The following is a 26,834-nucleotide window of genomic DNA, read 5'->3' on the forward strand; positions in this document are numbered from 1 at the left end:
ACCTTTTGTTTGTGGTAATGATAGCTATTCCAAAAAGTTTGAGTTCTTGTTGAATCCCTTTGATTCTTGATATTTCTTAATTATATAATATCCTAGTATGAGTTTAGAAGAATTTAACAAGCGCTCTGATTGGGAACAATTTAATCTTATATTTATCAAAGGAACTTTCATCAGGAATTATATTGGTCCAAAAAAGATATAATTTATATAGCCTATATAACTATTTTGCAGAAATAGAATAAGCCTCCTATCTCTAACGCTATTTTGGGAGACAAGCTTTTGTATACTGGGTCTTATTAAATATATATACGACAAGCAATTAAGGTGTGCTAGCGGATTTTTCACGTTTGAACGCTTCTTTTTTACGTTCGATATTGGAAATGAAAGCTCTCTCAAAAGGATAGGCTTTGTTGGTTTTAGGATTTCTAAGGATAAGGTATTTGTATCCTTCATAATATACCCATAACGTATCCCGATCTGTTTTTACAGCTTGATTTTCTTTGTACTTAAAAGACAATGCTATAAAATTTTCAGGTGTTTTTGATTGAGGTTCCGTAACGACTTTATCGATTAAAAGATTCGAAAATCTAAGGAATATCAATATAGAAACTAATGCGATTACATTCCTCTTAGGGACATAAAAAACATAAGTGATAGGTAATACGATAAAGAGTAACCACCAGCATAGCATCCAACCTTTGTGCTCCTGAATTCTTAACACTTCAATGCTTTGATAAATTAGGAAAGTAAAGAATCCTATAATAATTCCAAATATAAGTACCACAAATACAATCCTTTTCCAACGTTTTTTTAGGTTATGATAAAACTCTATATTTTCTTTTTTAAACTTTTTATACCCATTAATAGTTATTGTATTGATGTTGTTATATGTGTTATTTCTTAATAGCAGTTGTGCTATAATAATGATCACAAATCCATAGGATCCAATAACTACTAAAGTTTGATTCAAGTCTCCAAAAGTAAGAGTGATATCTTCAATACCGATCATAGCTGATGTATTAAGATCAACCTTTTCCAGTAGCTTATACAACCATCGGTAGGATAAATAAATGTGTAGAGTATATAATATAGTGGCAGCAGTACCAAAAACTTTGAAAATAGATTCTTTTTCGTTCATAAAGCGAAAATGGGTTTTAAGATATACTTATGGGTACTATATTTTAAATAATTGTTACAAAGTTTTTGAATATTATTTCCCTTGAATGATTTACAGAAAGAACTATTGTTAGTATTTTTAAGTCAAGATATAACAATAAAGCTACATTTTTCTTTTATGGCGAATCATTACTCTGTAAATACCTTGATGGATATTTACTCTCAAAGCCTTTCATCAACTCTGGACGCACAACTCATCGTTATAGAAGGTTTTTATTTTGACCAAAAGGGTAGATTATATAAAAACGTCTATTATGATCGATTAAGGGATAAGAACAAAAAGTATGAAATCACGGTTCAGGTCCCCCAAAATATAAAATCCAAGCTGGTTTCTACGAGATTTTATCAGCTTCAGGGGTATGTTAATAAAGCTTCATCTATCGATAATGATTCCAGACTCAGGGTATATTTCCGAGTGACCAAAATTTTAAAGCTGGAGCAAGATGTGCAATTGATTGATAAGGCAGAATATGATATCATTAGGGAACGTTATGATCGTGTGTTCCCAAACATTGAAGACCTTTTGATCTCTACTATTGAACGAAAAGATAAGCCTAAAATCGATATTATCATTGGGGAGCAATCTACTTCTTTAGATGATTATTCAAAATCGTTATATAACAAAGAATATTATCAAATTGATCATCATACCTGTAACCTTTCCTCTCAAACAGCGATGCTCAATTTTATGGATTCACACGATTTCTCTGAAACAGACCTATTGGTCTTTATAAGGGGTGGTGGCCAAGGTTTAGAAGTGTTTAATGAACTGGAACTTTGTAAAAAAGCTATTGAACTTCCTGTTCCTTTTATTACAGGGATCGGTCACGATACGGATGTAACGCTATTACAAAAAGTAGCAGATAAATCATTTTCTACTCCTACCTCGGTAGGTGTTTTTTTCCAATCCACAGTCAACATTCATAAGAATCGTAGGTACGGAATAGAATTAAAAAATCAGGAAATAGTGAGTTTACAGCAACAGCATCAAAAAGAAATGAATGTAATACAGTCTCAAATAGGAATCCAGAAAAAACAATTACGAAATACCTGGATACTGCTAAGTATATTGATCATTATTATTGTTGGGCTATTGTATGTATTTTTTAAATCTTAACATTTTATAAATGAAAATAAAAGGGATTTTATTCGAATTTATTATTCGTCAACTATTATTAGATCGAGGGTTTACATCTGTAATTCCTGATAAACACTATGTTTATGAAGATAGAGGGTTATTCTTTATTAACGGAAAAGGCGCAGCTCACGATGCTGATGTTTTAATGGATCCTCCAATGCAAATTCCTTTTTCGTATCCATCCAGGGTATTGTTCGAATGCAAAGCATACAAGAAAAGTAGAAAAGTAGGGCTCAATATCATCAGAAATGCACTTGGTTTGCGATATGATATTAATGAATTTGAGATTGTTAATGATCAAATGATAAAGGACCGGAAAACTAAAAGTCGATATGCTTCTTCAAATAGAAACAGGTATCAGTATCAGGTTGGTGTAGCTTCTGTCAATTACTTTTCCAAAAATGCACGTGAGTTTGCTGCCAATAATAAAATTCCTTTGCTCTCTCTTCGAAACCTAATGCCCGGATCCATTTGCGATCTATTTGATGAAATTGATGGAAATTATCTTGGTAAAATTGCTCCTCGAATTATAGAAGAGTTGCAGGGTTACCTGAAGTCAAAAAGTAAAGATGCCCCAATTTCAAAAGCATTGCAGAATTTTTTGAATACCGATTCTATCATTGGTAAAATACATAAAGAAACGAAGCGTATAAGCAATGTTTTAGTAGCTTTAAATGAGTATAGTGATTTCTTCTTTCTATTTGGGGATCAAATAGAAGAGTTGGAAAATTTAAAAGAGAAAACAATGATCCTGAAAGGCAATATTGTTAAAGGGAGATTACCTTCAAATAAAGCTAATTTCTTGGATGAAACCGGAAAGGATGACAATATCTGGAGCTTAGTAATTAAAGGAAATATGATTCATTTCTTTTTTACTGATGAAGGAATGCAACAATGGGAAAACTCTTGTCGGGTTCATAGCGATTTAAAGCATGATAATATTGCCAAACAATCTAATTCTAATTTTTCAGGTACAAAAATATACGTTTTTGGGCTTCCGGAGATTGAGAGAAATATTCCTTTTAGAATTATAGAAGTAGATAATCCCTGGGTAGGGACGTATCATTCACATAGGGCATAATAGCTTAAACAGCTAATAGGCCTTTCCTGCTCAAACAAATCCCCGGTTGCATTTTTGTTTTCAATATAATGGGTCACATCAGTAGTATTAGGATAAGCAACGGTCTTACCTTTGTTAGCTCCTTTTTTAACTATAGCTGATTGGGAACAAAATCGCTTTGGAATATAATCCGGAGGGAAGAAATAAGTTTGTAGCTCCTTTTCATAGGCTTCTAACTCTTTGATCCTATTAGGATAAAATTTCAGGATTTGTTTTACTTCATTGTGGCTACACTGGATACAAGGAAAACACCCGACTCTGGAGAAGCCTTTGGAGTATAAAGGATTGGGGAGATGCCCATTGGTTAGAATAAAATCGATGGTGTCCTGAGCAGTCCATTTGAACATGGGGCGCAGAATACTGTCATCATATTTTTGGATATATTCCAATACTTCTTTTTTACGATAGGTATGAAATTTTGGTTTTCCTTCTTTGTTATATCCATAAGGTTCCAGATAAAATTTGAAATGTCGGCACATTGAGGTCATTTTAGAGCGGGCTTTACTTTCATCCTTTCTAATGCCTTGAACTGCAATAAAATGGTCTTTGATTTCATCCAGAATATAATCTACAAAAGGTTTTACTTTTAGTTCCTGAGTGCAGAACCTTGCTTTGGTAGATGGGAACCGTTTCTTTTTTCTAACCAGATCAATAAAATTGGTGTATTTCTTTGAAGTCAGTGTTCTTAGGGATACCCCTAGTTTTTTAACTACGTTTTGTATGTGGGTATAGGTAAGTGGGTGTTCCCAACCTGTATCACAAAAAACAGCTTGAATGTTTTTTGCCCCATAGCGATGAACAGCCCATAACAAAGCGGCATGGCTATCTTTGCCACCACTGAATTGTACAATGATTTTCATAACAAGCAGATTTATTTTTTTTAATTATTTTAATGTCGATTACTTACAGCACTAAGGTTCTCCTAAGCGTTCAAATAGAAATCGTACTACTTCAGGACGAAGTAATTTTGTGCTTTTTTTATATCCAAACTGTTGTAACTCGTCCAGATAGGTATGGATCCATGAAGAAAATGTCTTGGTACAAACATTATACAATGCAGCCAATTCATATTTGTAGTATGCTTTTGGTTTAATACGCCGTTCCCCTTCAAAATATATGCCTTGCTTTTCCATGGTTGTTTTTATTTCTTAATTTCTCCACCCATCGCTTCCCATACTTCGATTGGAATAATATCCCTTATGGCACTATCCAATACCGCTCCTATAACCATTCCGTATCGGGCAGGGCGTTCCTTCAATACCTTGATCAGCATGGTTAAATCCTGCAAGTCCTTTTTGCTTAAAAATGGTTTTTCTTTTCTTACTGCCAGCTCCAGTTTTTTAAGTTTCCCTGCAGCTATCTTTTTAGTAGAACCACTCAGATGAATAGCCATGTAGAGCTTTTTATCTTTAGATACTTTATTTAGATACTGCTGGATTTCATCTTGGGTATTCACTTTTTTCTCGTGTACATATTTTCCTTGTGCAGTATAAATGGCATATATCTTCTTCTTTTTCATCCCGTTTTTGATTATATAAAGGTTTCTTTACCGATAAAAACAGATGCTAATGCTCCTGAATCTTCATCAAGTTCATAAGTAATCTTTAAGGGAGCATCTAATACATAGGCAGCTTCTATGGTATCAATGGCAACCCCATATCTGGAAGAAATTTGCTCCAGAGCTTTGACAAAAGCTTTAAACCTTCTTTTCTGTTCTTTCTTAATAGTATCTTGAGTATTTTTCATATCGTATTGTTATAGTAAAGGATCCTCTTCATCGTTTAACCATACCGGGAATATTGATTTTGTTTTGGGATTGATCAGGTAGGTAACATCTTGTTTGATGTTTAGAGCATAAGGTGGTCTATTGGTTTCAATCACCACTCCATGTGCTACGGATATTTTTTTCAGGTCTTTTAAAAAGGCTTTGATTCGTTTCTCTTTATCGTTTTGCGCTGTCATAGGTCATAATTTTTATTCCCGGGTTTCTCCCTGTTCTTTTTCTTATACGGTCTACTGCTTTTTGTGCTGCTTTCCTGGTTGGATAGATTTCTTTTGGTGGAGTAGTTACTCTGTATTTATCTTTAGCCATAACCGCATCACTAAACAATGCATAACCCTTGCTTATTTTTTTTGTGGTTTTGGTTTTCTTTCTGATGTTATCAGGTAGCTTTTTATATTGTTTTTCTGCTGCTTTTCTAGCAGCTACCTTTGTGGGATAAATGCCTTCAATCATATCAGGATCTAGTCCTCTTACAAACTTGTTACGTAAATCTTTTATTGACAACGAATTGTCGTTAAAAACACTTTTCCTGTTAGAGTAACTAAATGCTTTAAAGACGATATAAAACTTATGTATGTTGAGTTTCATTTGCTACCGTTTAATATTAAAATTTTTGTAAACCCTATTAACTGCTTGTTGTGCTTCAGCTTTAGTGGTATACAACCCTTCTATGTATTCAGGGGAGAGTCCTCCCAAAAACATCAATAACAAATCATCCATGGTATTAGGGTTTTCTGAAAATACATCTGCTCGTTCATCATTTTTTCGTGGCAACACTACCAGATATATCACTGTGATATTAGAAACAATCTTGGCTTTTGTCCCCTGATCCCATTTGGCATATAAAGTGCCGGAGCGATTTGGGAGATACTGTATTGAGGTGGATGCTTCAAAAACCAATACTTCAGGGATGTGTTGAATAGCAATTCCATATTTGGAGGATAGCTTTTCCAATGCCCCTACAAACTGCTGAAACCTGATCTTTTTATATTTTTCTGTGGTCTTCAGTCTCTTTTTCTCGTTTTGATACGCTTCCCATAGGGCTGTAGCCACAGCAAGGGCTTCTTTTTTATTTGTATATACTCCATAGAGCATATCAAAAATGACTGTATCCGTAACCGCATTATAGACATCCCAAATATTCTCCTTTACTTTGGAAACCATATCTTTTGCCCGGTTATGAGCATTATGAGGTTTGAATACCATATAAAATTTATCCAAGTCAATTTTCATAAGGTTCGGTTTATTCTGCTTCGTCCCAATCTGCAATTAAATCCCCTGAAGTTTCATCAGCATCATAACTAATAGTCATGGGTACATCGAAAATGTATACTCCTCCAATCGATTGTATGGCAATATTGTGTTTGTTGGATACCATTTCCAGTTCATCCACAAATTCCCTGAAGCGTTCTTTTACGTTTTTGTTTGGTTTCATATTTTTCTCTTTTAACACCTTTTCCCATAACATTTCTGCATCTTTAAGCGCACTTTTACGATCGGTGTATATCCCATATACATTCTCAGCCCCAAAACCACCGGAGAATAAATCATCCAGATCACCGAGATTACGCTCGGCATCCACAAAAATCTCCTCAAAATCACCAATATTAGGATAGGGTTGCATTACGAAGTATAGCTTTTCGGTATCAATTTTCATGGCTGTTGATGGTTTTAAGATATATGCCTGTGACCTGAATGTTATGATGCATAAAAACAATTGGGAGTTCTTCTACGACAACCTTCAGTTTTGAAGGCTCTTCTTTTTTTTGGTGTTTTTGTAGTGTACTCATTGGTTGTATTTTTAATATATTTTTTCAATCAAACGAACCTAATCCATTCATTTTCAATAATCAATTGGATGTTTATACAAATTTTTGTAATGGGGCATCGTTCCTTTATTTTCTTCATGGATTAGTTCTTCCCCCAAACAATTCCCAATAAACCCACCGATCAGGATAAAGGGGTAGGTTTCCTTTGGAGAGTATTTTTTAGCGATAATAAATCCCAGCATACTCCCCACCAGTGCCAGTCCTGCCTTTTTGGTATTTTTAGAAAACTTCATCAGTTCCATCGGTTTAACAGTAACAATCCTCCTGTTGCCAGTACAGTTCCCCAGGCAATGGTTCGCAACCGCCTTCTGCGTTCATCCCTAAAATCTACAAGGGTTACAGTAAAAGTATTTCCATATCGCTTTTGATGTTCTGTGGTCAGTTGCATAAAGCGTTTAAAATCTTCCGCATTGGCAAATACCAAACAACCTGCCGAGAAACTATCAATCACTTTTGTACTCCCTTGTTGCCTGGCCCTATGGATATTGATCCCAAACCTTCCGGTGTCTACTGTTCCGGACTCAAACCATTTGAAGAGTCCTTTTCGTTCATAATTCCGGATCACGCTTACTGCATTACGCTGTACTAAGGCTTTGTATACCCCTCTGTGCAAGCCTATGCTATGCGAATTGATATACTGGCCTTTCTTTAAGAACGCTGTTCCTTTGGGGTGCATGGGGTGTTCCAGCCAATACTGCCCGGGATCCGTGGTGGCTTTAAAAATATGATATATCCATTTTCCGCTATCATTGGTATAGAAAACATGGATTTCATCATCAAAGCGGTTGCTGCGCACAAACCGACTCCGATACCCCACAATATTGAGTCGATAGGGTTCTTTATACACTTCATATCCTTTGCTCCGTAATATCTGTAAGCTTTTGGCAAGCATAGTTATTGTTAATCGTTGTTGATTATTCGTTAATTGTTTTTTGTCAATTGGCACTGCCAATAAAGTCGGAGACTGCCCATACCTGTTTTTTTAATCTTCGTTTTCGGTATACGCCATCACCTTCACGTGACCCATTGGTATTTGTATTTCCTTCTACTGTGACGATATATTTCTCACCCCACTGATCTACAAAACCCATATGAGCCGGACGATTCAATCTGGAATACCAGATCATAAACACATCGCCACATTGCGGAGTTTTATATTCTTTTTTTCCACGATGGTAAATCCTTTTGCTTTTAAGCGCATAACTGAGTACCCAGCCACTAAGTGGCGTTTGAACATCTGCATTCTGATAAACCCAGGACACAAAGGCAGCGCAATACGCATGCCCTGGAGCTAACCCTACACTTTTCAGATACATTTCTACATGCGGTCCTTTGTTAGCACCTCCAGTTTCACTAATCCCTATTTGAGAGTCGTATAGTTCTTTTACACACTTCCGAGTGTATTGTTCATCATTGCTATTTCCTATTTGACTTATAGCGTCCTGGCTAAAAAGGCCACTGCAAATAAAAACGCAAAGAAGATAAAGGTGGATAGTTTTAGTTTTTGCCATGGGGTAAGGGTTTTAAAATCATTCATAAATTGATGGTCTAGATAGTCCTCCGGGGTCGGCCAGATGAGCTTCATTAGGATGCGGACAATCCCATGCAGGATAAAGATGCCGATAATGGCAAAGAGGTATACCTGGAACACCCCTGCATCATAAGTTCCTGCAGTGGGATCAATCCAGTGCAAAAAGGTAGCACTCTGGATCCACAGCAAAAGTCCTACTGCCAAAGAAGACAGTTCTCTCCACACCTTGAAATAGCCCCATAGTGGTTTTAATTTTATGGCGATCTTTTTAAGTCTATCAATAATAGTTTTCATATCAGATGCTTATTTTAAAATTACACATAGGATAAATTAGCAGTAGGAGCCAATACAGTTTCTCCCGACTGGGTTAGGATTTGGGTCATGCTCCCTTTGTTACCTGTGATATACCCCACTACGGTGTCCGGAGCTAATTCAGGCAGAATATAGGATCCATCGGTAGCCTGAAGTACAGTCGGATATTCTACAATGGCAAGATTCCATTCCTGATCGATATCCTGATCCAAAGCATCGATATTCCCAAAACCATTGATTCCCGGAATGAACCAGATGCCCTTAGCATTTTGTTGCAATCCCATCCTTCGGAACTCCGTCCGTATTTTCACCTTTTCCAGAGTTTTATTCTTAAATGCTACACTAAGCAAGGCATTGACAAGGGAGGTCACCCGTACCCCTAAAATGCGTACATTCTGAAAAAAGCTGCTGACCTGTTTGTATTGGGATACAGTACTAATCTTTTTAAGTCCTCCCAACACTCCAAAGAGGTTACGTTTGTTGGCAGCACTGATCAGCTCCCTTGCAATCCCTGAAGCATTAAACCCGGAGGTTTGCTTTCCCACTAATGCGGTAAATTGGGTTTGGGTCAGCACAGAAGGCAGTCCTGCTGCTCGTAAGGCCCTTTCAGTACCTTTTCCAAAAACCCTATCAACTTTCCCTCCTCTGAAACTGGTTTCTCTGATGATCATTGCGGCTCGTCCTCCTTTGGCTAAGAGGGCTTTTTGGATCATCTCGACCAGTGATCCCCTTGCGCCTCTGCGTATCGGGAATTGATTGCTCGAACCTCTTGGTAATAAGGGTTTGGTCATGATTGGGCGTTGGGTAATGGGACGCCGGGTAATAGGGTGTTGTGTAATTGGGGGGATGGGTTGTTGGATGCTTCGCTGACCGGCTTTTCGGTTTTTAAAATACGTATATGCCAAATAACCAATTCCAAGTACCAATCCTCCCCCCAAGCCATACATCAGCATGTTTTTTCGGGATAAGGAAGACTGCGTTTTGGGTTCAGGTCGTCTTTTTATGGTTTTAGATTCCATAGGTATTATGTTTTTGAATTGATAATTTCTTGTGCAATGGCAAACTCCTGAGTGGTGAGTTCATCCATCAAATCTGCCGAGAGGTGACTCCCATATAAATCTTTATAGGCACGTTCTACTTTTCTGCGCATGGCATCGGAGGGGATTTCTTCCAAGGTTTGAAAAACTGCTTCTTCATCGGTTCCCCATCCAAAAGGCTTGTCGTTCTCAAACGCCAGCTTTAGGCGGATCGCATAATTTGCAGGATTCCCCGGTTGCAGGGCATTGACTTCCCTTCGGTTGCGTTTCCATTTTTTCGCCAGTACCCATGCAGCAAAAAACACTCCGACCCCCAGGCTTCCGGCAAGGAGTACTGTGGTCACATCTTTGCTCACATTGACCTTTACTTTGGGTCGGTTTTGTATCGCTTGCATCGCAAGTGCTGCTGCAGGAACTGCCATTTTATTTCGTCTTGATTTTCATTTTAACCAGATTTCGGATAAAGGCATCTTTTAAGAACAGCTGTTCCATATGGATAATGCCTTTAGCCCCAAAATGTCGGTTCATGGTTTCAAAAGCCTTTTGGACCTGATGTGCTTCAGCTACGCTGCTGACTTCAATATGTGTGGTAATGGGTGCTTTCATAATGATCGATATTTGCTCCCTCCCCAAAGGGAAACGGTATTAAAAATTAATGTTCAGGATCCTCTTTGGGGGCAGAGGAAGCCTTTTGCAATTGAGAGAGATAGTAATGCAGCTTCTGCAGCAATTGATCATCGTCTTTAAGCTGCTCTCCTAAGCGGACCAGCAGTTGTACCAATTGGTCACATTGCTCTTCAGTACACAGCTCCTTGAGATAGCTGATGATGTGTAGCCAGTGTTGCTGTTCCTCATCGAGGGGTGCTTCTTCGGGTTGTGGATCGGAAAGCCCCAACCTTCCCAGTGTGCCTGCGATCCCCTTCATTTGTTTGGGGTACTGCTTGGCTAATCCGGAGATCGCCCCGGGAAGGAGGGCTTTTCCTAATTCCACAAATCCCAGCTTTTTAACCAAAGCTTTGATTTCTTCCTGCTTGACATCCGTTTCTTTTTGTGCTTTTGCAAGCTGTTGTTCCAAATGTCCGATCTGCTTTTTGGCTTCCGCATGTGCAGTTTTGAGGGTTTCGGTATCTCGTTTTTGCAGTTCTTCTTGCAAAAGGGCATGCACCTTATGATGTACTCCATTCAGGGTTTCTTCATTGCTATTGCGCAGTTGCTCCAATTGCTTTTGAAGGTTGCGGTTTTCCATCGATAAGCGTTGTATGGTCAGCTGATCTGCCACCACACCCTGTGCCTTTTCAGGAACCACCGGCAAGGTTCTGACAGCAGAATCGCCCGATGGAGTTTTTAAGACCTCTAGCTTGGATTGCCCCTGTTCCATCTTATATTTCACATAGGCACTTTCATTATCAAATCCCAAACGGTCCATCTCTGCATATTGGGCCGTATTGAGCCGAACGGATCCCGGTTTTTTAGGTCTTGCTTCCATCATCGGTATTGGTTTTTAAGATCACTTGTAGAAAACGGATTTTCCGTTGGTATTTTCGGGTATTGACAATCTCAATACGGTCTCCATGCTCATGGGCATTCTCCCGGATTTCTTTGGTATACCAATGGTCGTACCGCCCATAGTCTGATTTGACCATCAGCCCCCAATCGATATGGGTGACCAGCCACAGTTCATTATACGCCTGAAACTTCAGGCTGCCCATCGCAGGGATGACAAATTCACGATATACAATCCTGTAGGCATCATACCCCCGTTCTTTGGCTCTTCGGTCTGCATAATGCAGGGCAAAATCTTCTCTCATCCGGTATTATTTTAGTATGACATCATTCGTTTCTAGCAATGGCTCCGGCAGGGCTTCGGTCAATACCCATATGGTTACCGTATAAGGATATTGGGCTTTGCCTTGATCTTCAAACAGGACATTGATATAATCGGTATCTTCTGAAGCATCAATGGGAATGACCCGATACTGCTCAGGAGGCGTTGATAACAAAGCAGGTTCTTCCGGTTGCAATGCTGTAGCGATGGCCTCTGAAAACGAACCTTCGGTTTCAAGACTGTGGTTTTTATAGATGATCCCGCTTTTTTGAAGCAAGGTCAGGGTTCCTAAAATCATGATGTTGATACGGTTTTTTATTAGGTGTATTCGTTATGGGTAATCAGTACATAGCCGATAAAAGGCCCGCTCCAGAGGTAATATTCTACAGGGGTACATTGTCCTTCCTGTAGGACTTCAATGATTTTAGGGTCTGTAAGCTGATCCATAAAATCATCTTCGTACAGATAAGGAAAGGTGTCTGTTGCGGGATGGGCATAATACCAATACAAGCCGGAATAGATGTCTCTTGATAAGGTGGCATCCGGAGGGGTTGTGGTATATTCCGTTCCGGTACTCAGCTGTAAAAAACGATCATCGTCTACTAAGGCATCTGACAATCCATAATACAAACGGGGAGGGACAGGCGTATCGGAACAATCTTGTTCTACTTGAACCACAGGAAGCACTCCAATGACTTTTGCTGTGGTAAAAGGAAGTTTGGCCGATGCGTTTACAAATTGGTTCTCCCTGTGAATAGTCAATTGGATAGGCACAAACTTCCTACGTACCCATAACCCGGAGGTTGCTGTTTTATTGCTTGAAGGCAGCTTACATTTCATGATTGATCTATTTCTAATAGTTATCGTTTCTCTTCAATAAGAATGATCAGCGTTACCGTATAGCCATCCCCAAATACAGCCTTGCTATGGTCTTTATCCTGAAAGCGTACCTTTATGGACAAATCTCCCGGTAACACATCACCCAGCTCAAAGAAGCGTTCCCTGGGGGCAACACTTAATGAAGACATTAAAATCTTGCTGTCAAATCCTTCAGGGAAGAGTTCTTCCCCTCCAATCTCAATGCGTTGACTGCCTCGGTAATACAGCTTGTCAGGATAGTTCGAAGTCAGTTGTAACCCCCGAACGGATTGGGTATGTTTGGGGAGTTCCAACCCACTAGTGGTGGACAGCCCATTGGCTTTGGTTACGGGAAAAGAAAAGGTCACCCTGGTTTCTTTGGTATCTGATGTTGCTACAGTATTCATCGAATCTATTTTAGTCATGTATAAGAGTTCTTATTGCTGATTATCGGCTATCTATGCCGGTACGGTAACGGTGCCGGCAAGAACGACCTTAATCAGGGCATTGTCCGGGGCATCATCGCCCAGCTCGATATTGAATTCAAACTCCTCATCGTCACGAATAAAGCGTGGGGATTCTAAAAAGTAGGTCCCTAGATTGATGGTGGTATTTCCATCGGTGGCAAATTCTTGCATCGGACGTTCATCGATGATGATCTTCTTATTGGCAATTAAGGAAAAGACCCCGTTTTGCAGTCCACCTACTTTTTTAATGCTGTCAAAATTGGTTTGCTTGATCAGCCTTTTAAGTTCGGAATCACTCCCGGGAAGGTCGCCTTCAATTTCTGCAGCCAATAGGATGATCCGATTACAAAGGAATAACCGATCCTTCTGAAGCTTGGCCTGGGTGACATTGGTAATCCCGGTTTCTTTGGCGTCTTGGGTCTCGAACATATCAATATTGGCTTTATTGCCGGCAAACTTGATCGAATAATAGGCGGCATCCGCCAGTTGTAATCGGCCTTCCTTAATCCCGGTAGCCACCTTGACCATCGCAGGGTCAAATTTCTTCGCCTGATCCCTTAAAGAGAGATGGGCATTCACAATCTCTAAAAATTGTGCTCTTGAACTTTTTTTCATTGTTTCCATTTTTTTTATGATTTAGTTTTTTAGTACAGCGTAGTGAGTGATTAGTATTAAGTAGTGAGTACAGAGTAATGAGTATTTTTTGTACTCAGAACTTCTTACTTTGTACTGTCATATTTCGTACTTCTTACTTTGTACTATATACTTGATACTTCGTACTTCTTATTTCATTAGGCCACTGCATTGAGTTCGGAGATATCTTCAGCCCCATGTAGTTCGAGACTATCGATATTTCCGATATCCATGCCATCAATATCCCCCATATCCGATATAGTGCCTTCCATCCCTTCGATATAATCGTCATGGATATCTGCGGTGGGGATAGGTTCTCCGGCTTCGATCTTCTGGATGATCTCGTCTACCTCGCTGGTATCAAAATCCCCTTCATCGGCAATATCCGATCCCATAAAGACCAACGGGCGGTCTTCTATATTTCCAAGGGATAACTTTTGCGCCATTGATGGGGATAGCTTATCGAGGTACAGTTTTTTCCCGATGGCTTTTAAAGAAGTGACTGCCCTGTCTTTGGCTTCGTCCAATTCATCCTTGATCCCATCAATGCCATTGGTGGTTGGATTTCTTTTACTGAACCCATTGGAAAAGGCCATGCCGACCCCTGAGGAAATAATCCAGTCTTTTCCATAGTAGGCACCCCCGAAGATGGTCAGCGCACCAAGGGCGAGGGAATATCGGCCTACTGCGGATCCTGCCACCATGCCTAATACGCCGGTGGTCAGATGTTTGCCTACTTCCAGCAGGCTATCTTTTGCATTTGCTTTTGTTCTCATTATTATACTTATTTATGGTGTCTGTACCTACAGAAACCGTTATTCATTTATAATTGATTTATAGTAAGGCCTTAGGTACTAATTTCTCCGGGGCTTTTCTTTGGGCAGTACTGCGCTTGCTGCTCGTCCTACCGCTTTTGGTAAACCTGCCCAATGCATCTCGTGAAGGGGCTTTTCTCTTTCGTTTTCGGGGAGTTCCTGAAATCGGCTGTGCACGCTTTTTTGTATTGGATTTCATCGCAATCGCCACCCCGGTACCTACCACAGCAAGTCCTCCCAAAACCAATAGTGCAGTCTTATTTTTTTCAAAAAAGCCCGGCTTGTCTGTATTGGATTTTGGAGTAATCGGAGTGTTGGTCGTAATTACTGCTGGAGCAGCACGCCTTGTGATCCGCCTTCGAATCGTGGAAGGAGGACGATATGTACTGGTTCGAATGGGCGCAGGAAGTCGTGGAGTTGTTCTTCTCGGTTTTTGAAAAAGGGTTTGGGCACGCTGCTTGACCTGCTGAGCAGCGCCAAAGATATTTCCGATCTTATTGAGGATAGAAGCCACTCCTGCCACTGCACCACTGGCAGCAGCAGTAGCAGTTCCCGTAGCCACAGCCCCCAAACCATCCACTTCGAATTCCTGGTTCATAAACGATTCGATGGTATCGATATCGGCTTCCACTACAAACTTTTCAAAAGGGTCATTGTAAAGCTCAGGTTCGGTGTCAATACTTCCAATGGTAAATCCGCTTAAAGGGACTTTCCGGTCTTTATTACCTTTCCCTTTCAGGATGGCTTTTCTAAGGTTCCTGCCACGTCCCCCTGCAGTACGGTAAATTCGCTCTGCCCGTTCTACTGCTTTACGCAGCTTTCTGAACTTACTCATGTTAATGCCCATCTTTCGAGCCTGGGCTTCACTGAGGTATCCAAACCGAAGCCTGCGGGCTACTTTCATCATGTCAATCTTCATCGCCAGTAAAAATCCATTCCGCAGTAAAATCGTAGCAGGGTTTAAAAAGCGGTTAAAAGTTCTGACCACAGGGCGAACCACTTTTTTACCCACTTTCTTAGCAAATTTCTTTAAGCCCCTGCCTATTTTTTTAAAGAAGCCTTGTAATCCATCAATGACATAAATGTTCTCCTCAGCATCGGCATATAGGATTACATTGCCTTCTTCATCAAGGATTTCATAGGCAATGTCGGGCTGTGCTGCAAATCCCGGCACACTCCCCATCATAGGGTCTTGGATATCAATATCATCTAGTCCTGTGGCATCGAAGCCATCTAATCGGTGTAGTTCCATATCATCATACTTTAAGGTGTTCTACCTGTTTTTTTAGTGTTTATTTTTCGTTTGCGCTTTGAGGCTTTTTTTGGTTGGGTCAGCAATCGGATGACCCCAACTCCGGCAGCGACAGAAATCCCTGAAATGATTAAAAAATTAAGCCAGTCAAAATCCTTGTTGTGTTTCATCTTTCTTTGGTTATGCATACTGTCAAATCGATATGGAGAGGCAGTCCTTCCATGGGTATTTCGTTTTTGCTTGTTGCTTTTGTGGATACGTTGCTGGGGAATACAAGTGGAAACCGCTTTTGGTCGGATCAAGGTCCGTAACGGAAGTTCAGAATGTCCTAATGCATCGGAAGCAATGGCAAGATGATCCACGCCACTTAATCCTGCTATCCCTTGTAAGGCAATCGGGCCATCCGGAAGAATGTCTTTCTTTTCGGAATATCGGACTTCATGGTTAAAGCGATCTGCCACACAGTCTATGGTTAGATGCCCGCCTTCAATGGGAACAATAGGATAGACATGCTGGAAATGGTGTTTACCTCCATATTTGGTAATCCGCATGGTAAAGGGAATGCCTAAGTTTGCGAGGATACTGCCGATAAAAACGGTATAGCAATCACAGTCTACTCCTGAGCTACGGTCTGCCCAGGTACGGGATGGACGACGTACTTGTTCAATCCCTGTAGCATCCATTTTGTATTGGATATGGGTATATACAAAATCCCAAATATTCTTACAGGTGGTATAGCGATCTGAAGCCTCTAGTTGTTTGGCTAAAAGGGCAGTATCGGCAAGCGTTTCTGCAATGACCTTTTGCATCAGTTGTAAGGTGTCTTCTAATCGTGCCTTCCCGGAACTCACAATCACAGTGTCATTCCCGGAGCTTGCCGGAAAAAGGGAACTGTAGGATCGCCCTGAACGGATATGTCTTTTCGTTTGTGCCTGCATTATACCTGTAAGGTTACCTGGTCGGTTTGCTCATAGGGCAACCCATTGACCCGGGTGATGATTTGTGTTTGAAGTGGAAGCTGAATAGGTGTTGCCGAGCGGATATCCTGAGCCACCTTGGTGCCTAATATCTGGATTAGGGTTAACCATCCTGCGGATTGGATCCGCAAGCTAAAGTCTTTTTGACTATTCTGCTCAATGACAATAACCCTGTTCTCAATGGTAGAGCTTCCCAGCAATCGATCATTGAACAACACCTTGACAAAAGGATGTTGTAATCGTAAAGCAATGGGATTTGGGTTTTGGATTTGAACCGATGCGGTAAGTTCGATGCCCGTAAGGGTAATCTTATGGATACTCACCCGAATACGGGAGGTAATATTGGTACTGGCCCGATGCAATCGAGATAAGTACCGAATCGAAAAAAAAGCAGCCAGTCCTCCGGCAATCCATTTGAGCATATCCTTTGTTTTTTTAAGTAAAGAACTACCAAAAAAAAGAGGGGTCAAAACGGATGTTACGCCTTGAAAAATAAAAGTTGTTTTTTATAAAAATTGTAGTAATTTAAAGGTGTTCGAGAGGTAACGATGCGTAATTTCAGCTATTGGAACTCTTGATGACATAAATAGACATTAACTCACATTAAATGACAATAGGATATGCAGTTTACCTTTAAAACCAAACAAGAATTAAGTGCATTTTTAGGCATCAGTAGGCAGACCTTACGCAGAAAAATGAAGGAAATTGAAGGATTGGATACCGGAAGAAGACAATTATTGTACCCCTATGAGGTACGAATGGTGTTTAAAGCGTTTGGGGTTCATGATTAAATTGTCCATATATTTTTTGCTTGTTCATATAAATAATTTGCTCGTCTTGCTATTACTTCTTCATTCCATTCCGGTTCATCAATAAAGGTTCCGAAGGTTTCAATCCCGGTTGCAAACTGCTTTAATCCATTTTTTGTATTTCGACCTTCTCTTTTGACATCCCAGCTGGCATCTCTAATAGAAGCATTTAACGAAGTCGTTATGATAGTAAGATTACCAAGAGTAAGTAATTTTTTATTTCTGAACTTTAATTCATCTTCAGTAGCAACAGTATTCCAGTGGTTTTCCCATTTTTTAGGCATAATATGTTCTAAACTGTATCGGTTTAATCCTAAAAGAGCAGTAGAGTGACGTGCTTTATTACGGATTTTAGACTCAATCATATAGAGGATCCCTGCACTTTGCTTGTTAGTGTGTTTCGACTCATGAAATGCAGTCTTTAAATCATCATTGTTAGGCATAAAGTTAACCTTGTCAGATCGTTTTTCTATAAATAATTTAAGTTGTTCCTTATCCAGTAAGCGATTTGCAATGAAACGATCTGAAAAAAGTTGATTGTAATTCTTGTTTGAAGTGCGACACACAATTCTTCGCATAATGTATGTCTCTAAATATTCAAACAATTCATTTCGTTTATCCTGATCAGTTACTTCTTTTAAGACATACAAGATATAAGGAAACAAGGTTGTATTATCCAACCCAAAAATGATCATATTAATTCGATCCATCCCGGACTGATGACTCAACTCTTCTCTTACAATATTAAAATTAAAATTCCTTTTATAGAGTAATGCATATTGTTTAATTTCCTGGATGAGTACCTCTTTTTCGATATTATATACAGCAATGAATCTTTTATAAGAATTGAACAATCCTTCCACTCTAGAAAATATATTTTTATCTTCAGAACTTACTTTTAGGTTTGGATCCTGAATTTTAATCTGGAGCAAGGAATAAAAGAAAAGATCAATATTTTGTCTTCTTAGGCGTCCGGTCATAACCTCCTTATCCCAAAATGCTCTGGTTTCCTCATCTTTTTCAAAAATATCCTTCCAATTATTGTTATAGGTATCTACATCATCTCTTGTAAAGAGATGATTTTTCAATAATTCTGCTGTAGTCAAACGCACCCCCAAAGAATTAATGGTATCAAAAATCTTCTGTTCATCTTCATCAAAAGCAAGATCAATACCAACAAATGTGAGATTGTTCAATATTTTATTAAAATTTAATTTATCGGGCATGACAAACCTTTTGAAATAATGATATGCCTCTGTAATGGCATCTGTACCTTCTAAGACCTCTTCCGTATCTAATTGGAGTATTCTTGTAAAAGATTCAATATCATTATGATTATGGTATAAAGCAATATCATTATTGATTAATTTAAAAACCCGATCAAAAGATGTGTTTTGATTAGTTTTTAAACATAATACTTTGAAGAATATCGATAATGTAGTAAGTCGTTGTTGCCCATCAATTAAAGTGCGAACATCACCAAAATTCCTGCTGGTGTCCGTGGATTGTTGTTTTAAAATAACTGAACCGAGAAAATAGGGTTTATTTAAAAGGCTTACATATTCCATATCCATTAATAATCGCTCCCATTGTGGTTTCCCCCATACATAAGCTCTTTGGAAAAAAGGGATTTCCAGTACTCGATTACCATTGAAAATATCATTGATGGTCTTTTTGCTTGCGTCCATAAATTTTGATGTTAGTGATGTGATGTAGTGTAATAGATCGTTAAATACCTTAGTTAGGATAATGTGGCTGTAAAAGCATCTTTTGTATCATCATAGACAACAAATCCGTTTCTTTCTTGTCCATCTTTACTTTTTAACTTGCATGCATACTTTTGTTGACCATATGCTAAATCAGTTCTTTGCTCTTTGAATATGCGATTAAAAGACTGACAAAGTAATGCGGAATACCAAAATTTTAGAGACCAGTCATGATAATTTATGTTCTCAATTTCCCAATTATTCCCTTTATAATTAGTTAATATAAGCTCTGAATGATTGCTATTAAACACGTACTCGGAATGGGCAAAAGCATTTCTTAAGGAAGAATGATACCCTTCAGCAATAATATCAGCAATTTTTAATCCTTGATTTGCGAAAACACTTCCGATACCTTCTTGTATGTATTCATATTTTTTATAGTCGGGAATCTTAACATCCCAATCATAATCTAGACCTTCGCACAAATTGGCTAACTTTTTTAAAAGTCGTAAATAGGGCTTGGATTCCCAAGTATGGGTGTATACCATCAGCTCTAAAGTTATGACTTCCGGAACAGATAGTTTTCCGACAGTGAAGTTGTATTTTCTTGCAATATAACCGTTAAGAAATTTAAGTCGTTCATCATCCTTATAAAAGTTTTCTCGATCATCAATAAAATAAGGACTTACGTTTTTATTTTCGTAAGACTTTTTGTATTCTGCATTTCCTAAAAAAAGAATAAAATCATTTTCGTTTTTTTCGTGATTCTTTGCATACTCAAAGGCTTCTTCTATGGCAGTATCAATCTCAGATTTAATTTTCCAGAACTTTTCTTTTCTGATCATATTTGGTTGGTTTTAAGAGAGAGTTCAAAAATAAGAATTCAGAAATTAAAATAAAGAATTAATACATATTTCGATGAATACGTTTACTTCATGCAATGAGTACTATTTTACGTTAGTCCTTATTTTCATTAGGATTAACCATGAAATTACATTTAAATACTATCTCGTGTTTACAAAAATGTTTACAAGAGTTACAGCACTCGAATACCATTTTTATATTTCGCAATTTCCTTTCCTTTAGGGAGATTTTCATAGATAATCGCAGTCTCCCATGTCCCTCTGAAACGAATCATCAGCATTTTTTCTAATCTCCGTATTCCTAGAGCCTCGTTGGGTTTCGCCCGTTTATGGCTTTTATCTAAAGAATAAAACGTTCTGGATTCCCCATCATGAAAATATACAATGCATTTAAAAAGTGCGGTATTGGCCAAATTGGGAACGATCATTTTGTAGCAGGTTTTAACAGGGTCCGCTGTAAACTTTTCTCATAAGCACGCAGTAGTGCATCGTCTTTGAAGGTAGATAAGCGTTGCTGTTGTATCCTAAAAAGCTGTAAACGACTTTTATGCTTGTGCCTTCCTTTTCCCTGATTGTGATCTTCCCATTCTTTTTCGGTATTCTGGATTAAGATTTGATTACGAATGGATTTTTTAAGCAATTCCTGCCTGATAAACCATTCGTAGGTTTTATTAAACCCATTACGCTTGTTTTCAGGATGGAAATACAGATGCGGTGGAGCAATCCATCGATTTGGGTTACGCTCCAGGTATCGGGCAACCATATCTACTCGTTTGTACAAGATATCCTGATAGCCTTTCCAGTCCTCTTTGCTGCCTTTGATTTTGAATTTTCGATATACCGAGGCCCAGATGTTATTGAGGATTTCTTTCTCTTCAGGCTCGCTCAGGAGCAGTTCTGCAAACAACACCAGTTTCGCATAGCTCCAAAAATCTCGCACTAATTGCAATAAAAAAGCCGACTCTGACTCTTTTTGAGACGATTTTTTCGCGCCCCGGGTTTGTTTTTTTGAGTCAGAAGTTCGGCTTTCCCTCGTGTTCATGTCTTGTTCATGTCCTGTTCCTGTAACGGAGTTATTTTTTGCGCTGTGAGCCGATAGGCGAACTCCTTTCTTTGGAGTTATCAAGGTATCCACACTGCTATTATTATTCTTTTGTTCTTGTTGTTCATGAACTAATGGGGGTAAATTTTTCACTTTATGCTCAGAAACAGCTTGTATTTGTTCAAGTACAGGTTGCATATCCACATGGTGTGTTGACATCTTTTTGGGGGCAAATATCTGTGGGTTGATCCAGAGTTCTATCCCTGTTTTTCCTCTATGTATCTCTTTGATAATAAAGCCTGAAGCTTTTAAGCGTTCTTTGTGATTAATGATCGTTCGAACCGTACATCCTTTACAGGACGCTAAGCTCGGATTAAAGGTTTTAAACCCTGGGAGGGAGGTACTGACATCCTCTCCTAAAGAAATGGCTTTATTGAGTTGTTGGGCATATAGGCGAGTGATCAATTCTGCTGTGGCTCTGTGATTGGCGTTCAAGCGTTCGGTCAATCGATCATGCTGCTCATTGTATCGGTCTATAAATACTTTTGTGGCTTTAAAAATACTCCCAAAATCATAATGGGGACGTAAAGGGGCTGTATCGTTGGTATTCATATGCATATTTTTTAAATGTTGTATACGATTAGGTAATTTTTTGACCATTGAGATAGGCAATGATACTTTTCTTGGAATATAGTTTTCGTCTACCATGCTGATAGTATTCTATGATTTTCTGATCCCTAAGGGCATAGAGCCTGGTCTTACTCTTTAAGCCCATCAACTTCAAGGCTTCTTTTGTGGTCAAGAACTCTTTTTCTTCTTCTGCGTTGGCGATCGCTTCTTTATGTTTTTCTTCAATAACCTTGTACATAAGGGTCATGGTTTCTTCCATGAGTTTGAAATAGGTTTCTTTTTCAAATACAATGACTTCCATTGTGCTATATGATTTAATACTGTTCTACATGTTTGAAAAGAGTGAAGAAAGGCACGTTATTTACTGGTTGCAGTCTTTAAAAAATGGATCCTACTGCAATTATATATCCCGAACTTGATCTTTCGGGATTCACCTTTCAACAGCTCCGGAATAAAGAAAACAAAAAAACAAACGTGAATGTAGTGCGCAGGGGTTGCGCAACCCCTTGAAAAATTAAGTTAAATGACTGTATATGAAATATTTAAGCATTTAGCTGCAATTCACTAAATGACACTAAATGACAGAAAAAAAATTTATGATCTATAAAAAAAGGCTGGGAACCCCAGTAAAACCGTTAAATACCGCACTGAAATGCAACCCCTATAAATACTGGGGGTTTCAGAGGTTGTTAAAAAATTAACACTTGCTAGCTGTATTTTGATGATAAAAGTGGTTAGAATAAAAGCAAAATATAATATCAAGAAGGGGTCAATATCAAACAGAATGACAGCGTAGGTGTTTCCATATCTTTTCTGAATTTTGAGCGGTCTACTTAGTCCGGTGTATCCATTAAAAAACAAAAGAAAATACGTCCTTTTGAAGTATTAAAAGAGCATATATATCCAAAGTATAAGTTGGATGTGATATGCTCTTTATGATCATTTTTTAGCGAGAAGCTGAAGCCTTCAGTTTTTGAAGGGTATTAAGCATTCTAATTAATACCCGTTCTACGTTTTCAAGGGTAGTATCAGAACTGGAGTAGAACGCATTTTTAATACTATGTTCTGAAATATCGGTATTGTCCCTTGAGGTATAAATTTGTGAGAGAAACTTAAAATATTGTTGCTTGTTATCCTTTATATTGATCACTTTTATTTCAGAAAACAACCGCCCCAACAAGGCTATTTCAGGAATACTAAGGTTCACTCTTCTTTTGACAACTTTAGAATCAACAACCTCTCTAACATCAATATCAGATCCTGAAGCTTTCTTGCCATTCCACTGTTCAATTTCCAGAGTTTGATAGGATACTTCGATTTGTTGGCGAATAAAGTTGATGATATACCCTTTAAGCCCAGGGAATTCAGGTCGATATCGTGTTTCAGCTGTTACCGGTACACTTTCTACCCTTGCCAGTTGTTTATATAGATATACTTGTTTTTGCTGTTCGGTATCGAAATGATCCAAGCGGGTGATCAATTCATGGCTCATGGCTTTTCCAATATTATGGGTATTAAAGTTTAGGGCAATAAGCAAACGGTAAATTTCATCGTGGTTAGGGGTTTCCTGTTTGGTCAATAAGCGTATGAATAAATCAATGTATGTTCTGTAGTAACTGCGTTGCTTATAAGAAAATGGATATAAATCGTCCCATTGTATCTTTAGTAGAGGTTTACACAACTCTTTTTCTATGTCTTTGGGCAAGCGTTGTGCTTTAAAAAGGTGTAGCAAGTGTTTGGAGCGATCATAATAGGTATTGATAAACCGGATCCGTTGTTCATAGGAGATACTTACAGTATCATCTAAATAAGGGGAACAACATTCTTCCATATAAATAATCAGCGAATCCAAAGCAGTATGAATGCATTTATACACCTGTGGCATTTCTTTTATAAAGGAATAGGTATGGATATCTTTTTTAAGATATGTTTTCTCCAGGATTGCAATGTAGTAGATAAGCTTGTGTTGGTACTTACGGATTTTAATCTTACGCTGCTTTTCACTTAAGCTTTCATCAAAATAAACCTCATGCAAATGATCCCGTATTTCAGTGGCAGCAGTTTGAGTGGTTTTAAAATAGTAGTAATAACATAACTCAATATCTGATAGCTGAGAATAGTTTCTGCTTACAAAAAGGTCAATAAAAATATACGCTTCTGTTTCTTTTATATATAGTTCTTTCCATCCTTCTGTATCAATGCTTATCGTTTCTGTTAAGAAATTGAAGAAGCTTTGGTCCATTTGTTTATGGTTGGTTTTTATAAATCCCGGCTTGGCTTTTATGGTTTCATACTTATAAAAAGGGGTTTCGGTTATCTTTAAAAGACTATACTTATCCTTATTTTCTTTTTTAAAGCAACAGGTATAATGGGTAAACAGATAAGGATGATAACTTTCAAGAAAAATTCGATATTTTTCTCTGGGTAAAAACTCAGCGACTAAAAGGGGCATATCCTCACGGAAGATATGATAGAACACATCGAGGTACTCCATACTGGTAGAGAGATTAAATTAATACTTTTTTCGTTTGCTAAGCTGGTCTAGGACCACGGGGTTGCTTATGTCCAAAGCGACAAAAAAGTTTAGTGAGTCAAAAAACTTGCTAAACTTTTTTACAGCTTTTCTTAAAATAAGAGCCGGAAAGCAAAAAAGCATTGCTCAGTAGGGTAGGATGCGAGCAATCACATATTTTACATATCCAAATCTTTTATAAAAATATTAGGATTTTTTAATATTTACAAGTAAATAAGGAAAAACCATACTTTTGATGAGTGAAATACACCCTTACAGAAGTAGATGAATCAATGTTCATACTTTTGATGTTAACTGAAAAGTGTAGACACAACACTTGGTATTTAAGAAACGGAAAGTCTAGAAATATTCATCAGTAGTGAACATGTCCTTTCTAAAGTCATCTAATGCTAAAATCCATTTGTAATCCAGCTTTCTCCCATATCGATATACTTTTTGTAATGTTCCTTTCGGTATTCCATACCTAAGTTCGACCTTGGCCAGTTGTATAAAAGGAGCTACTTTTGTAAACCATTTTTCAATAGTTTTTCTTTTTTCAATATCTTCTTTTAATTGAAAAGCTTCTTCCAGAAAAGATGATTTCTTAGAGATTTCCCAGGATAAATTTAATAGGGTGTTAAGTTCATTTAATTTCCTTAGTTCTTCTGCAGGGATGTCCACATGTTTTTGGGCAGCATAACGCATTTTTTGAGATCGTAACCATTTTTGTGTTTTAATGGGAATTTCTTTACCATCCTCGATTGCTGCCACAATGATCGTATAGTGATCGTTGAAAATGGAGGTGTTTTTAAAAACTTCAATATCACGCCAGCTATACCCTAGATATTCAGTGAGACTATCTAAAGCTTTTATTCTTTTCTCGGATAATATTGAAGCATTCCTTTCTAACGACACTCTGTGACTTCTGAGCCATTTTGATTGTCTTTCATCAAGTTCAGCTCCAGATTTTAGTGTCTTTTTGACGTTTTCAACTGCAGTATCAAAAGGGTCAAGTTGGATTGGTGGAGTTCTCCAATCCTTACCTAACAGAGGAATCAAGATATCTAATTTCTTTATTCTGTCAGGTGTTAGAATACCTTTCATATAAGTTCTTTTCTCAAATAATAAGCGTTGTCGAGTAAGCCAATTTTTATTCTTTTGAGATAAGGGTAAGTTCTTCTCCAGCTTATCCTTAATCTCTTCGAAAACTTTATTAAAAAGTTTCTCTTTATATGACTTATTCTTGTTTTTCATGGATAAGCTTCTACTTCAAATTTAATAACTTATGTCTAATTTCTCATTTTGGAATGTATTTTAAAGATAAGACCAGTATTTAATAATTTTTGTCCTTAAAAATTTTAAAATAGAAAAAGATATGGTTGTATCCTAATCCAGTAAATTTTTAGGAAACATTAATTTTCCTGCTTTTACAAATCTAGAGTCTCTTACTATGGTGTTTTTATTAAACTGAATACAGTCTAAAGAGCCTATTGTTTCTTCTTGAATTTGATAAGGTTCAACCATAAAAGTTTTGCCTTCTTTGTTCGTATATATAACATTCAACCTATTATTCTTATAACTAACACTAAATGGTTTTGGTAAATTAGCTTCATAACTGAAGCTGGTAACATAGTCTATTTCAACACATGTAAAACACTCCTGTATCAATTTTTCGACATTAACTTTTTTGGTAAGATCCTTTAATACTTCTTTGATGTCGCTATCTTGCGGTAAGGAATGAAGCAACGCTAAGTTATAGTCAAAAATGTATAAAGTAGCATTTTTAATGTAAGTAAAGAATAATCTTTTTTTTGTATTTTGATCAACTAAAAAATTAGGTTCATCAAACTTTTCTTTAATAACAAGAGGTAGTTTCTTAGAATTTTTGAATATAAAATATTCATAGTATGATTCTTTACCAATAATATATTCTTTTTCTTTATCGGTAATATCATCATACAATATAACATTTTTAAACTCGTCATATTTTAAAGGCAGTTTTAGAGTGTCTTGATTTTTAAAATCAATTAATATAGCTCCCTTTTCTGTATTAAAATGATAATACTCTTGTTTTTCAACGAAGATCTTACTCCTAAACACTCCTGGTGCTTTTAGAGTTTCACCCGTATTAATATCAAAAATGATGTCAGCATCAAGGACAACATAATCTAAATTTCCTAATATCCTGATATCTTCATAGGTAGGTTGTATAACGCTATTTTGTAACGAATCTACGATGCCCCACAGGTTGTTATACTGAAAAGGCATGTAGTTTTTGAAACTAGTTTTTTTTTGTGCAGATAAAGCTCCTGCAAATGCTATCAATATAAAAATTAAGGTTTTTCTCATTTTTTATTCAATTCGTAAAAGATGGTTTCTATTGGTCAGAAATTTTATAGAAGCTTATGAGTTTCTGAAATGTTATGTCTAACTTGGTTTTATTTTTTGAATTTAAAATAATCATTTATGAAAATTCATAGGTTCTTTATCATGGTGCTGAATGTTTGAAACTACTCTGT

Annotated in this window: 38 protein-coding genes; 3 read left to right on the plus strand and 35 right to left on the minus strand. The window is 37.7% G+C overall.

Features of this window, described 5'->3' with window-relative positions:
• Positions 1–319: 319 nt before the first annotated feature.
• Positions 320–1,138 carry a hypothetical protein gene (locus tag FHK87_RS21100; protein ID WP_140596381.1) on the minus strand — a complete coding sequence of 273 codons (819 nt, stop codon included), beginning with the start codon at positions 1,136–1,138 and terminating at the stop codon, positions 320–322.
• Positions 1,139–1,294: 156 nt separating this feature from the next.
• Here FHK87_RS21100 and FHK87_RS21105 point away from each other — a divergent pair, with 156 nt between their 5' ends.
• Both FHK87_RS21105 and FHK87_RS21110 read left to right on the plus strand, forming a co-directional pair.
• Positions 1,295–2,293: an exodeoxyribonuclease VII large subunit gene (locus FHK87_RS21105; protein WP_140596384.1), complete on the plus strand. Its 999-nt coding sequence runs from the start codon at positions 1,295–1,297 to the stop codon at positions 2,291–2,293.
• Between the two features lie 10 nt (positions 2,294–2,303).
• Positions 2,304–3,395, plus strand: coding sequence for a hypothetical protein (locus FHK87_RS21110; RefSeq protein WP_140596386.1), 1,092 nt, complete (start codon positions 2,304–2,306; stop codon positions 3,393–3,395).
• On the opposite strand, the gene FHK87_RS21115 is transcribed toward FHK87_RS21110, so the two are convergent.
• From FHK87_RS21115 to FHK87_RS21235, 26 genes are all read right to left on the minus strand, one after another.
• On the minus strand, positions 3,377–4,294 hold the full coding sequence (locus tag FHK87_RS21115) for a phosphoadenosine phosphosulfate reductase domain-containing protein (protein ID WP_140596388.1): 918 nt from the start codon (positions 4,292–4,294) through the stop codon (positions 3,377–3,379). The genes FHK87_RS21110 and FHK87_RS21115 overlap by 19 nt on opposite strands.
• Positions 4,295–4,345: 51 nt before the next feature.
• The gene (locus tag FHK87_RS21120) at positions 4,346–4,567 is read right to left on the minus strand and encodes a DUF4248 domain-containing protein (protein WP_140596391.1); all 222 of its coding nucleotides are present in this window, start codon (positions 4,565–4,567) and stop codon (positions 4,346–4,348) included.
• Between the two features lie 8 nt (positions 4,568–4,575).
• A complete protein-coding gene (locus FHK87_RS21125) occupies positions 4,576–4,953 on the minus strand; it encodes a hypothetical protein (RefSeq protein ID WP_140596393.1) in 378 nt (125 codons plus the stop codon).
• Between the two features lie 11 nt (positions 4,954–4,964).
• On the minus strand, positions 4,965–5,180 hold the full coding sequence (locus FHK87_RS21130; RefSeq protein WP_140596395.1) for a hypothetical protein: 216 nt from the start codon (positions 5,178–5,180) through the stop codon (positions 4,965–4,967).
• A 9-nt stretch (positions 5,181–5,189) separates the two neighbouring features.
• On the minus strand, positions 5,190–5,396 hold the full coding sequence (locus FHK87_RS21135; RefSeq protein ID WP_140596398.1) for a hypothetical protein: 207 nt from the start codon (positions 5,394–5,396) through the stop codon (positions 5,190–5,192).
• The gene (locus FHK87_RS21140) at positions 5,377–5,805 is read right to left on the minus strand and encodes a hypothetical protein (protein WP_140596401.1); all 429 of its coding nucleotides are present in this window, start codon (positions 5,803–5,805) and stop codon (positions 5,377–5,379) included. Before FHK87_RS21140 ends, FHK87_RS21135 begins: the two co-directional genes overlap by 20 nt.
• 3 nt (positions 5,806–5,808) lie before the next feature.
• On the minus strand, positions 5,809–6,450 hold the full coding sequence (locus FHK87_RS21145; RefSeq protein WP_140596403.1) for a hypothetical protein: 642 nt from the start codon (positions 6,448–6,450) through the stop codon (positions 5,809–5,811).
• Between the two features lie 10 nt (positions 6,451–6,460).
• Positions 6,461–6,841 (minus strand): hypothetical protein, encoded by a 381-nt coding sequence (locus FHK87_RS21150; RefSeq protein ID WP_140596406.1) that lies wholly within the window; start codon positions 6,839–6,841, stop codon positions 6,461–6,463.
• Positions 6,842–6,863: 22 nt separating this feature from the next.
• Positions 6,864–7,007 carry a hypothetical protein gene (locus tag FHK87_RS26390; RefSeq protein WP_226294354.1) on the minus strand — a complete coding sequence of 48 codons (144 nt, stop codon included), beginning with the start codon at positions 7,005–7,007 and terminating at the stop codon, positions 6,864–6,866.
• A 53-nt stretch (positions 7,008–7,060) separates the two neighbouring features.
• Positions 7,061–7,279 carry a hypothetical protein gene (locus FHK87_RS21155; protein WP_140596409.1) on the minus strand — a complete coding sequence of 73 codons (219 nt, stop codon included), beginning with the start codon at positions 7,277–7,279 and terminating at the stop codon, positions 7,061–7,063.
• Positions 7,279–7,992, minus strand: coding sequence for a hypothetical protein (locus FHK87_RS21160; protein ID WP_226294355.1), 714 nt, complete (start codon positions 7,990–7,992; stop codon positions 7,279–7,281). The genes FHK87_RS21155 and FHK87_RS21160 overlap by 1 nt, the downstream gene beginning before the upstream one ends.
• Positions 7,982–8,557 carry a CHAP domain-containing protein gene (locus FHK87_RS21165; RefSeq protein WP_140596412.1) on the minus strand — a complete coding sequence of 192 codons (576 nt, stop codon included), beginning with the start codon at positions 8,555–8,557 and terminating at the stop codon, positions 7,982–7,984. The genes FHK87_RS21160 and FHK87_RS21165 overlap by 11 nt, the downstream gene beginning before the upstream one ends.
• On the minus strand, positions 8,479–8,871 hold the full coding sequence (locus tag FHK87_RS21170) for a hypothetical protein (RefSeq protein ID WP_140596415.1): 393 nt from the start codon (positions 8,869–8,871) through the stop codon (positions 8,479–8,481). The genes FHK87_RS21165 and FHK87_RS21170 overlap by 79 nt, the downstream gene beginning before the upstream one ends.
• 20 nt (positions 8,872–8,891) lie before the next feature.
• On the minus strand, positions 8,892–9,200 hold the full coding sequence (locus FHK87_RS21175; protein WP_140596418.1) for a hypothetical protein: 309 nt from the start codon (positions 9,198–9,200) through the stop codon (positions 8,892–8,894).
• Positions 9,201–9,913: 713 nt separating this feature from the next.
• On the minus strand, positions 9,914–10,348 hold the full coding sequence (locus FHK87_RS21180; RefSeq protein ID WP_140596421.1) for a hypothetical protein: 435 nt from the start codon (positions 10,346–10,348) through the stop codon (positions 9,914–9,916).
• Position 10,349: 1 nt separating this feature from the next.
• Positions 10,350–10,532 (minus strand): hypothetical protein, encoded by a 183-nt coding sequence (locus FHK87_RS21185; RefSeq protein ID WP_140596423.1) that lies wholly within the window; start codon positions 10,530–10,532, stop codon positions 10,350–10,352.
• A gap of 46 nt (positions 10,533–10,578) precedes the next feature.
• Positions 10,579–11,415 carry a hypothetical protein gene (locus tag FHK87_RS21190; protein WP_140596426.1) on the minus strand — a complete coding sequence of 279 codons (837 nt, stop codon included), beginning with the start codon at positions 11,413–11,415 and terminating at the stop codon, positions 10,579–10,581.
• Positions 11,396–11,734 (minus strand): hypothetical protein, encoded by a 339-nt coding sequence (locus FHK87_RS21195; protein WP_140596428.1) that lies wholly within the window; start codon positions 11,732–11,734, stop codon positions 11,396–11,398. The genes FHK87_RS21190 and FHK87_RS21195 overlap by 20 nt, the downstream gene beginning before the upstream one ends.
• Before the next feature lie 6 nt (positions 11,735–11,740).
• Positions 11,741–12,049 carry a hypothetical protein gene (locus FHK87_RS21200; protein WP_140596430.1) on the minus strand — a complete coding sequence of 103 codons (309 nt, stop codon included), beginning with the start codon at positions 12,047–12,049 and terminating at the stop codon, positions 11,741–11,743.
• Between the two features lie 20 nt (positions 12,050–12,069).
• Positions 12,070–12,591: a hypothetical protein gene (locus FHK87_RS21205; protein WP_140596433.1), complete on the minus strand. Its 522-nt coding sequence runs from the start codon at positions 12,589–12,591 to the stop codon at positions 12,070–12,072.
• A 20-nt stretch (positions 12,592–12,611) separates the two neighbouring features.
• The gene (locus tag FHK87_RS21210; protein ID WP_140596436.1) at positions 12,612–13,016 is read right to left on the minus strand and encodes a hypothetical protein; all 405 of its coding nucleotides are present in this window, start codon (positions 13,014–13,016) and stop codon (positions 12,612–12,614) included.
• Between the two features lie 51 nt (positions 13,017–13,067).
• Positions 13,068–13,700 carry a hypothetical protein gene (locus FHK87_RS21215; RefSeq protein ID WP_140596438.1) on the minus strand — a complete coding sequence of 211 codons (633 nt, stop codon included), beginning with the start codon at positions 13,698–13,700 and terminating at the stop codon, positions 13,068–13,070.
• Positions 13,701–13,867: 167 nt separating this feature from the next.
• Entirely contained in the window at positions 13,868–14,485 is a 618-nt protein-coding gene (locus FHK87_RS21220; protein ID WP_140596441.1) for a hypothetical protein, read from the minus strand.
• A gap of 58 nt (positions 14,486–14,543) precedes the next feature.
• Positions 14,544–15,776, minus strand: coding sequence for a hypothetical protein (locus FHK87_RS21225; RefSeq protein ID WP_140596443.1), 1,233 nt, complete (start codon positions 15,774–15,776; stop codon positions 14,544–14,546).
• 11 nt (positions 15,777–15,787) lie between these two features.
• Complete coding sequence (locus FHK87_RS21230) at positions 15,788–16,585, minus strand: hypothetical protein (RefSeq protein WP_140596445.1); 798 nt, start codon at positions 16,583–16,585, stop codon at positions 15,788–15,790.
• Between the two features lie 128 nt (positions 16,586–16,713).
• On the minus strand, positions 16,714–17,175 hold the full coding sequence (locus tag FHK87_RS21235; protein WP_140596447.1) for a hypothetical protein: 462 nt from the start codon (positions 17,173–17,175) through the stop codon (positions 16,714–16,716).
• A gap of 198 nt (positions 17,176–17,373) precedes the next feature.
• Between FHK87_RS21235 and FHK87_RS21240 the strand changes: the two genes are divergently transcribed.
• Positions 17,374–17,544 (plus strand): helix-turn-helix domain-containing protein, encoded by a 171-nt coding sequence (locus FHK87_RS21240; RefSeq protein WP_140596450.1) that lies wholly within the window; start codon positions 17,374–17,376, stop codon positions 17,542–17,544.
• Here FHK87_RS21240 and FHK87_RS21245 read toward each other — a convergent pair.
• The 8 genes from FHK87_RS21245 to FHK87_RS21280 form a co-directional block, all read right to left on the minus strand.
• Positions 17,541–19,250 (minus strand): DUF262 domain-containing protein, encoded by a 1,710-nt coding sequence (locus FHK87_RS21245; RefSeq protein ID WP_140596452.1) that lies wholly within the window; start codon positions 19,248–19,250, stop codon positions 17,541–17,543. The genes FHK87_RS21240 and FHK87_RS21245 overlap by 4 nt on opposite strands.
• Before the next feature lie 53 nt (positions 19,251–19,303).
• On the minus strand, positions 19,304–20,113 hold the full coding sequence (locus tag FHK87_RS21250; RefSeq protein ID WP_140596455.1) for a hypothetical protein: 810 nt from the start codon (positions 20,111–20,113) through the stop codon (positions 19,304–19,306).
• 191 nt (positions 20,114–20,304) lie between these two features.
• Positions 20,305–20,559, minus strand: a complete 255-nt coding sequence (locus FHK87_RS21255; protein WP_140596457.1) for a hypothetical protein — start codon at positions 20,557–20,559, stop codon at positions 20,305–20,307.
• Entirely contained in the window at positions 20,556–21,785 is a 1,230-nt protein-coding gene (locus tag FHK87_RS21260; protein WP_140596459.1) for a hypothetical protein, read from the minus strand. Before FHK87_RS21260 ends, FHK87_RS21255 begins: the two co-directional genes overlap by 4 nt.
• Before the next feature lie 28 nt (positions 21,786–21,813).
• The gene (locus FHK87_RS21265) at positions 21,814–22,104 is read right to left on the minus strand and encodes a helix-turn-helix domain-containing protein (protein WP_140596462.1); all 291 of its coding nucleotides are present in this window, start codon (positions 22,102–22,104) and stop codon (positions 21,814–21,816) included.
• Between the two features lie 645 nt (positions 22,105–22,749).
• Positions 22,750–24,255 carry a hypothetical protein gene (locus FHK87_RS21270; RefSeq protein WP_226294356.1) on the minus strand — a complete coding sequence of 502 codons (1,506 nt, stop codon included), beginning with the start codon at positions 24,253–24,255 and terminating at the stop codon, positions 22,750–22,752.
• 420 nt (positions 24,256–24,675) lie between these two features.
• Positions 24,676–25,569 (minus strand): hypothetical protein, encoded by an 894-nt coding sequence (locus tag FHK87_RS21275; protein ID WP_140596467.1) that lies wholly within the window; start codon positions 25,567–25,569, stop codon positions 24,676–24,678.
• A gap of 132 nt (positions 25,570–25,701) precedes the next feature.
• Complete coding sequence (locus FHK87_RS21280; protein WP_140596469.1) at positions 25,702–26,664, minus strand: hypothetical protein; 963 nt, start codon at positions 26,662–26,664, stop codon at positions 25,702–25,704.
• Positions 26,665–26,834 lie beyond the last annotated feature (170 nt).

Source organism: Aquimarina algicola (genome assembly GCF_006443095.1).
Lineage (GTDB): Bacteria > Bacteroidota > Bacteroidia > Flavobacteriales > Flavobacteriaceae > Aquimarina > Aquimarina algicola.

Bases quoted from the DNA above. Each gene is read 5' to 3' on its own strand.
- FHK87_RS21230 (WP_140596445.1), bottom strand. From the start codon at position 16,585: ATGCAAAAGGTCATTGCAGAAACGCTTGCCGATACTGCCCTTTTAGCC.
- FHK87_RS21225 (WP_140596443.1), bottom strand. From the start codon at position 15,776: ATGGAACTACACCGATTAGATGGCTTCGATGCCACAGGACTAGATGAT.
- FHK87_RS21200 (WP_140596430.1), bottom strand. From the start codon at position 12,049: ATGATTTTAGGAACCCTGACCTTGCTTCAAAAAAGCGGGATCATCTAT.
- FHK87_RS21240 (WP_140596450.1), top strand. From the start codon at position 17,374: ATGCAGTTTACCTTTAAAACCAAACAAGAATTAAGTGCATTTTTAGGC.
- FHK87_RS21135 (WP_140596398.1), bottom strand. From the start codon at position 5,396: ATGACAGCGCAAAACGATAAAGAGAAACGAATCAAAGCCTTTTTAAAA.
- FHK87_RS21180 (WP_140596421.1), bottom strand. From the start codon at position 10,348: ATGGCAGTTCCTGCAGCAGCACTTGCGATGCAAGCGATACAAAACCGA.
- FHK87_RS21115 (WP_140596388.1), bottom strand. From the start codon at position 4,294: ATGAAAATCATTGTACAATTCAGTGGTGGCAAAGATAGCCATGCCGCT.
- FHK87_RS21260 (WP_140596459.1), bottom strand. From the start codon at position 21,785: ATGAATACCAACGATACAGCCCCTTTACGTCCCCATTATGATTTTGGG.
- FHK87_RS21245 (WP_140596452.1), bottom strand. From the start codon at position 19,250: ATGGACGCAAGCAAAAAGACCATCAATGATATTTTCAATGGTAATCGA.
- FHK87_RS21255 (WP_140596457.1), bottom strand. From the start codon at position 20,559: ATGATCGTTCCCAATTTGGCCAATACCGCACTTTTTAAATGCATTGTA.
- FHK87_RS21185 (WP_140596423.1), bottom strand. From the start codon at position 10,532: ATGAAAGCACCCATTACCACACATATTGAAGTCAGCAGCGTAGCTGAA.
- FHK87_RS26390 (WP_226294354.1), bottom strand. From the start codon at position 7,007: ATGAGTACACTACAAAAACACCAAAAAAAAGAAGAGCCTTCAAAACTG.
- FHK87_RS21140 (WP_140596401.1), bottom strand. From the start codon at position 5,805: ATGAAACTCAACATACATAAGTTTTATATCGTCTTTAAAGCATTTAGT.
- FHK87_RS21215 (WP_140596438.1), bottom strand. From the start codon at position 13,700: ATGGAAACAATGAAAAAAAGTTCAAGAGCACAATTTTTAGAGATTGTG.
- FHK87_RS21235 (WP_140596447.1), bottom strand. From the start codon at position 17,175: ATGCTCAAATGGATTGCCGGAGGACTGGCTGCTTTTTTTTCGATTCGG.
- FHK87_RS21110 (WP_140596386.1), top strand. From the start codon at position 2,304: ATGAAAATAAAAGGGATTTTATTCGAATTTATTATTCGTCAACTATTA.
- FHK87_RS21125 (WP_140596393.1), bottom strand. From the start codon at position 4,953: ATGAAAAAGAAGAAGATATATGCCATTTATACTGCACAAGGAAAATAT.
- FHK87_RS21205 (WP_140596433.1), bottom strand. From the start codon at position 12,591: ATGAAATGTAAGCTGCCTTCAAGCAATAAAACAGCAACCTCCGGGTTA.
- FHK87_RS21195 (WP_140596428.1), bottom strand. From the start codon at position 11,734: ATGAGAGAAGATTTTGCCCTGCATTATGCAGACCGAAGAGCCAAAGAA.
- FHK87_RS21265 (WP_140596462.1), bottom strand. From the start codon at position 22,104: ATGGAAGTCATTGTATTTGAAAAAGAAACCTATTTCAAACTCATGGAA.
- FHK87_RS21155 (WP_140596409.1), bottom strand. From the start codon at position 7,279: ATGAAGTTTTCTAAAAATACCAAAAAGGCAGGACTGGCACTGGTGGGG.
- FHK87_RS21170 (WP_140596415.1), bottom strand. From the start codon at position 8,871: ATGAAAACTATTATTGATAGACTTAAAAAGATCGCCATAAAATTAAAA.
- FHK87_RS21130 (WP_140596395.1), bottom strand. From the start codon at position 5,180: ATGAAAAATACTCAAGATACTATTAAGAAAGAACAGAAAAGAAGGTTT.
- FHK87_RS21270 (WP_226294356.1), bottom strand. From the start codon at position 24,255: ATGCCCCTTTTAGTCGCTGAGTTTTTACCCAGAGAAAAATATCGAATT.
- FHK87_RS21280 (WP_140596469.1), bottom strand. From the start codon at position 26,664: ATGAGAAAAACCTTAATTTTTATATTGATAGCATTTGCAGGAGCTTTA.
- FHK87_RS21145 (WP_140596403.1), bottom strand. From the start codon at position 6,450: ATGAAAATTGACTTGGATAAATTTTATATGGTATTCAAACCTCATAAT.
- FHK87_RS21150 (WP_140596406.1), bottom strand. From the start codon at position 6,841: ATGCAACCCTATCCTAATATTGGTGATTTTGAGGAGATTTTTGTGGAT.
- FHK87_RS21220 (WP_140596441.1), bottom strand. From the start codon at position 14,485: ATGAGAACAAAAGCAAATGCAAAAGATAGCCTGCTGGAAGTAGGCAAA.
- FHK87_RS21275 (WP_140596467.1), bottom strand. From the start codon at position 25,569: ATGAAAAACAAGAATAAGTCATATAAAGAGAAACTTTTTAATAAAGTT.
- FHK87_RS21120 (WP_140596391.1), bottom strand. From the start codon at position 4,567: ATGGAAAAGCAAGGCATATATTTTGAAGGGGAACGGCGTATTAAACCA.
- FHK87_RS21100 (WP_140596381.1), bottom strand. From the start codon at position 1,138: ATGAACGAAAAAGAATCTATTTTCAAAGTTTTTGGTACTGCTGCCACT.
- FHK87_RS21105 (WP_140596384.1), top strand. From the start codon at position 1,295: ATGGCGAATCATTACTCTGTAAATACCTTGATGGATATTTACTCTCAA.
- FHK87_RS21250 (WP_140596455.1), bottom strand. From the start codon at position 20,113: ATGATCAGAAAAGAAAAGTTCTGGAAAATTAAATCTGAGATTGATACT.
- FHK87_RS21210 (WP_140596436.1), bottom strand. From the start codon at position 13,016: ATGAATACTGTAGCAACATCAGATACCAAAGAAACCAGGGTGACCTTT.
- FHK87_RS21165 (WP_140596412.1), bottom strand. From the start codon at position 8,557: ATGGCAAAAACTAAAACTATCCACCTTTATCTTCTTTGCGTTTTTATT.
- FHK87_RS21190 (WP_140596426.1), bottom strand. From the start codon at position 11,415: ATGATGGAAGCAAGACCTAAAAAACCGGGATCCGTTCGGCTCAATACG.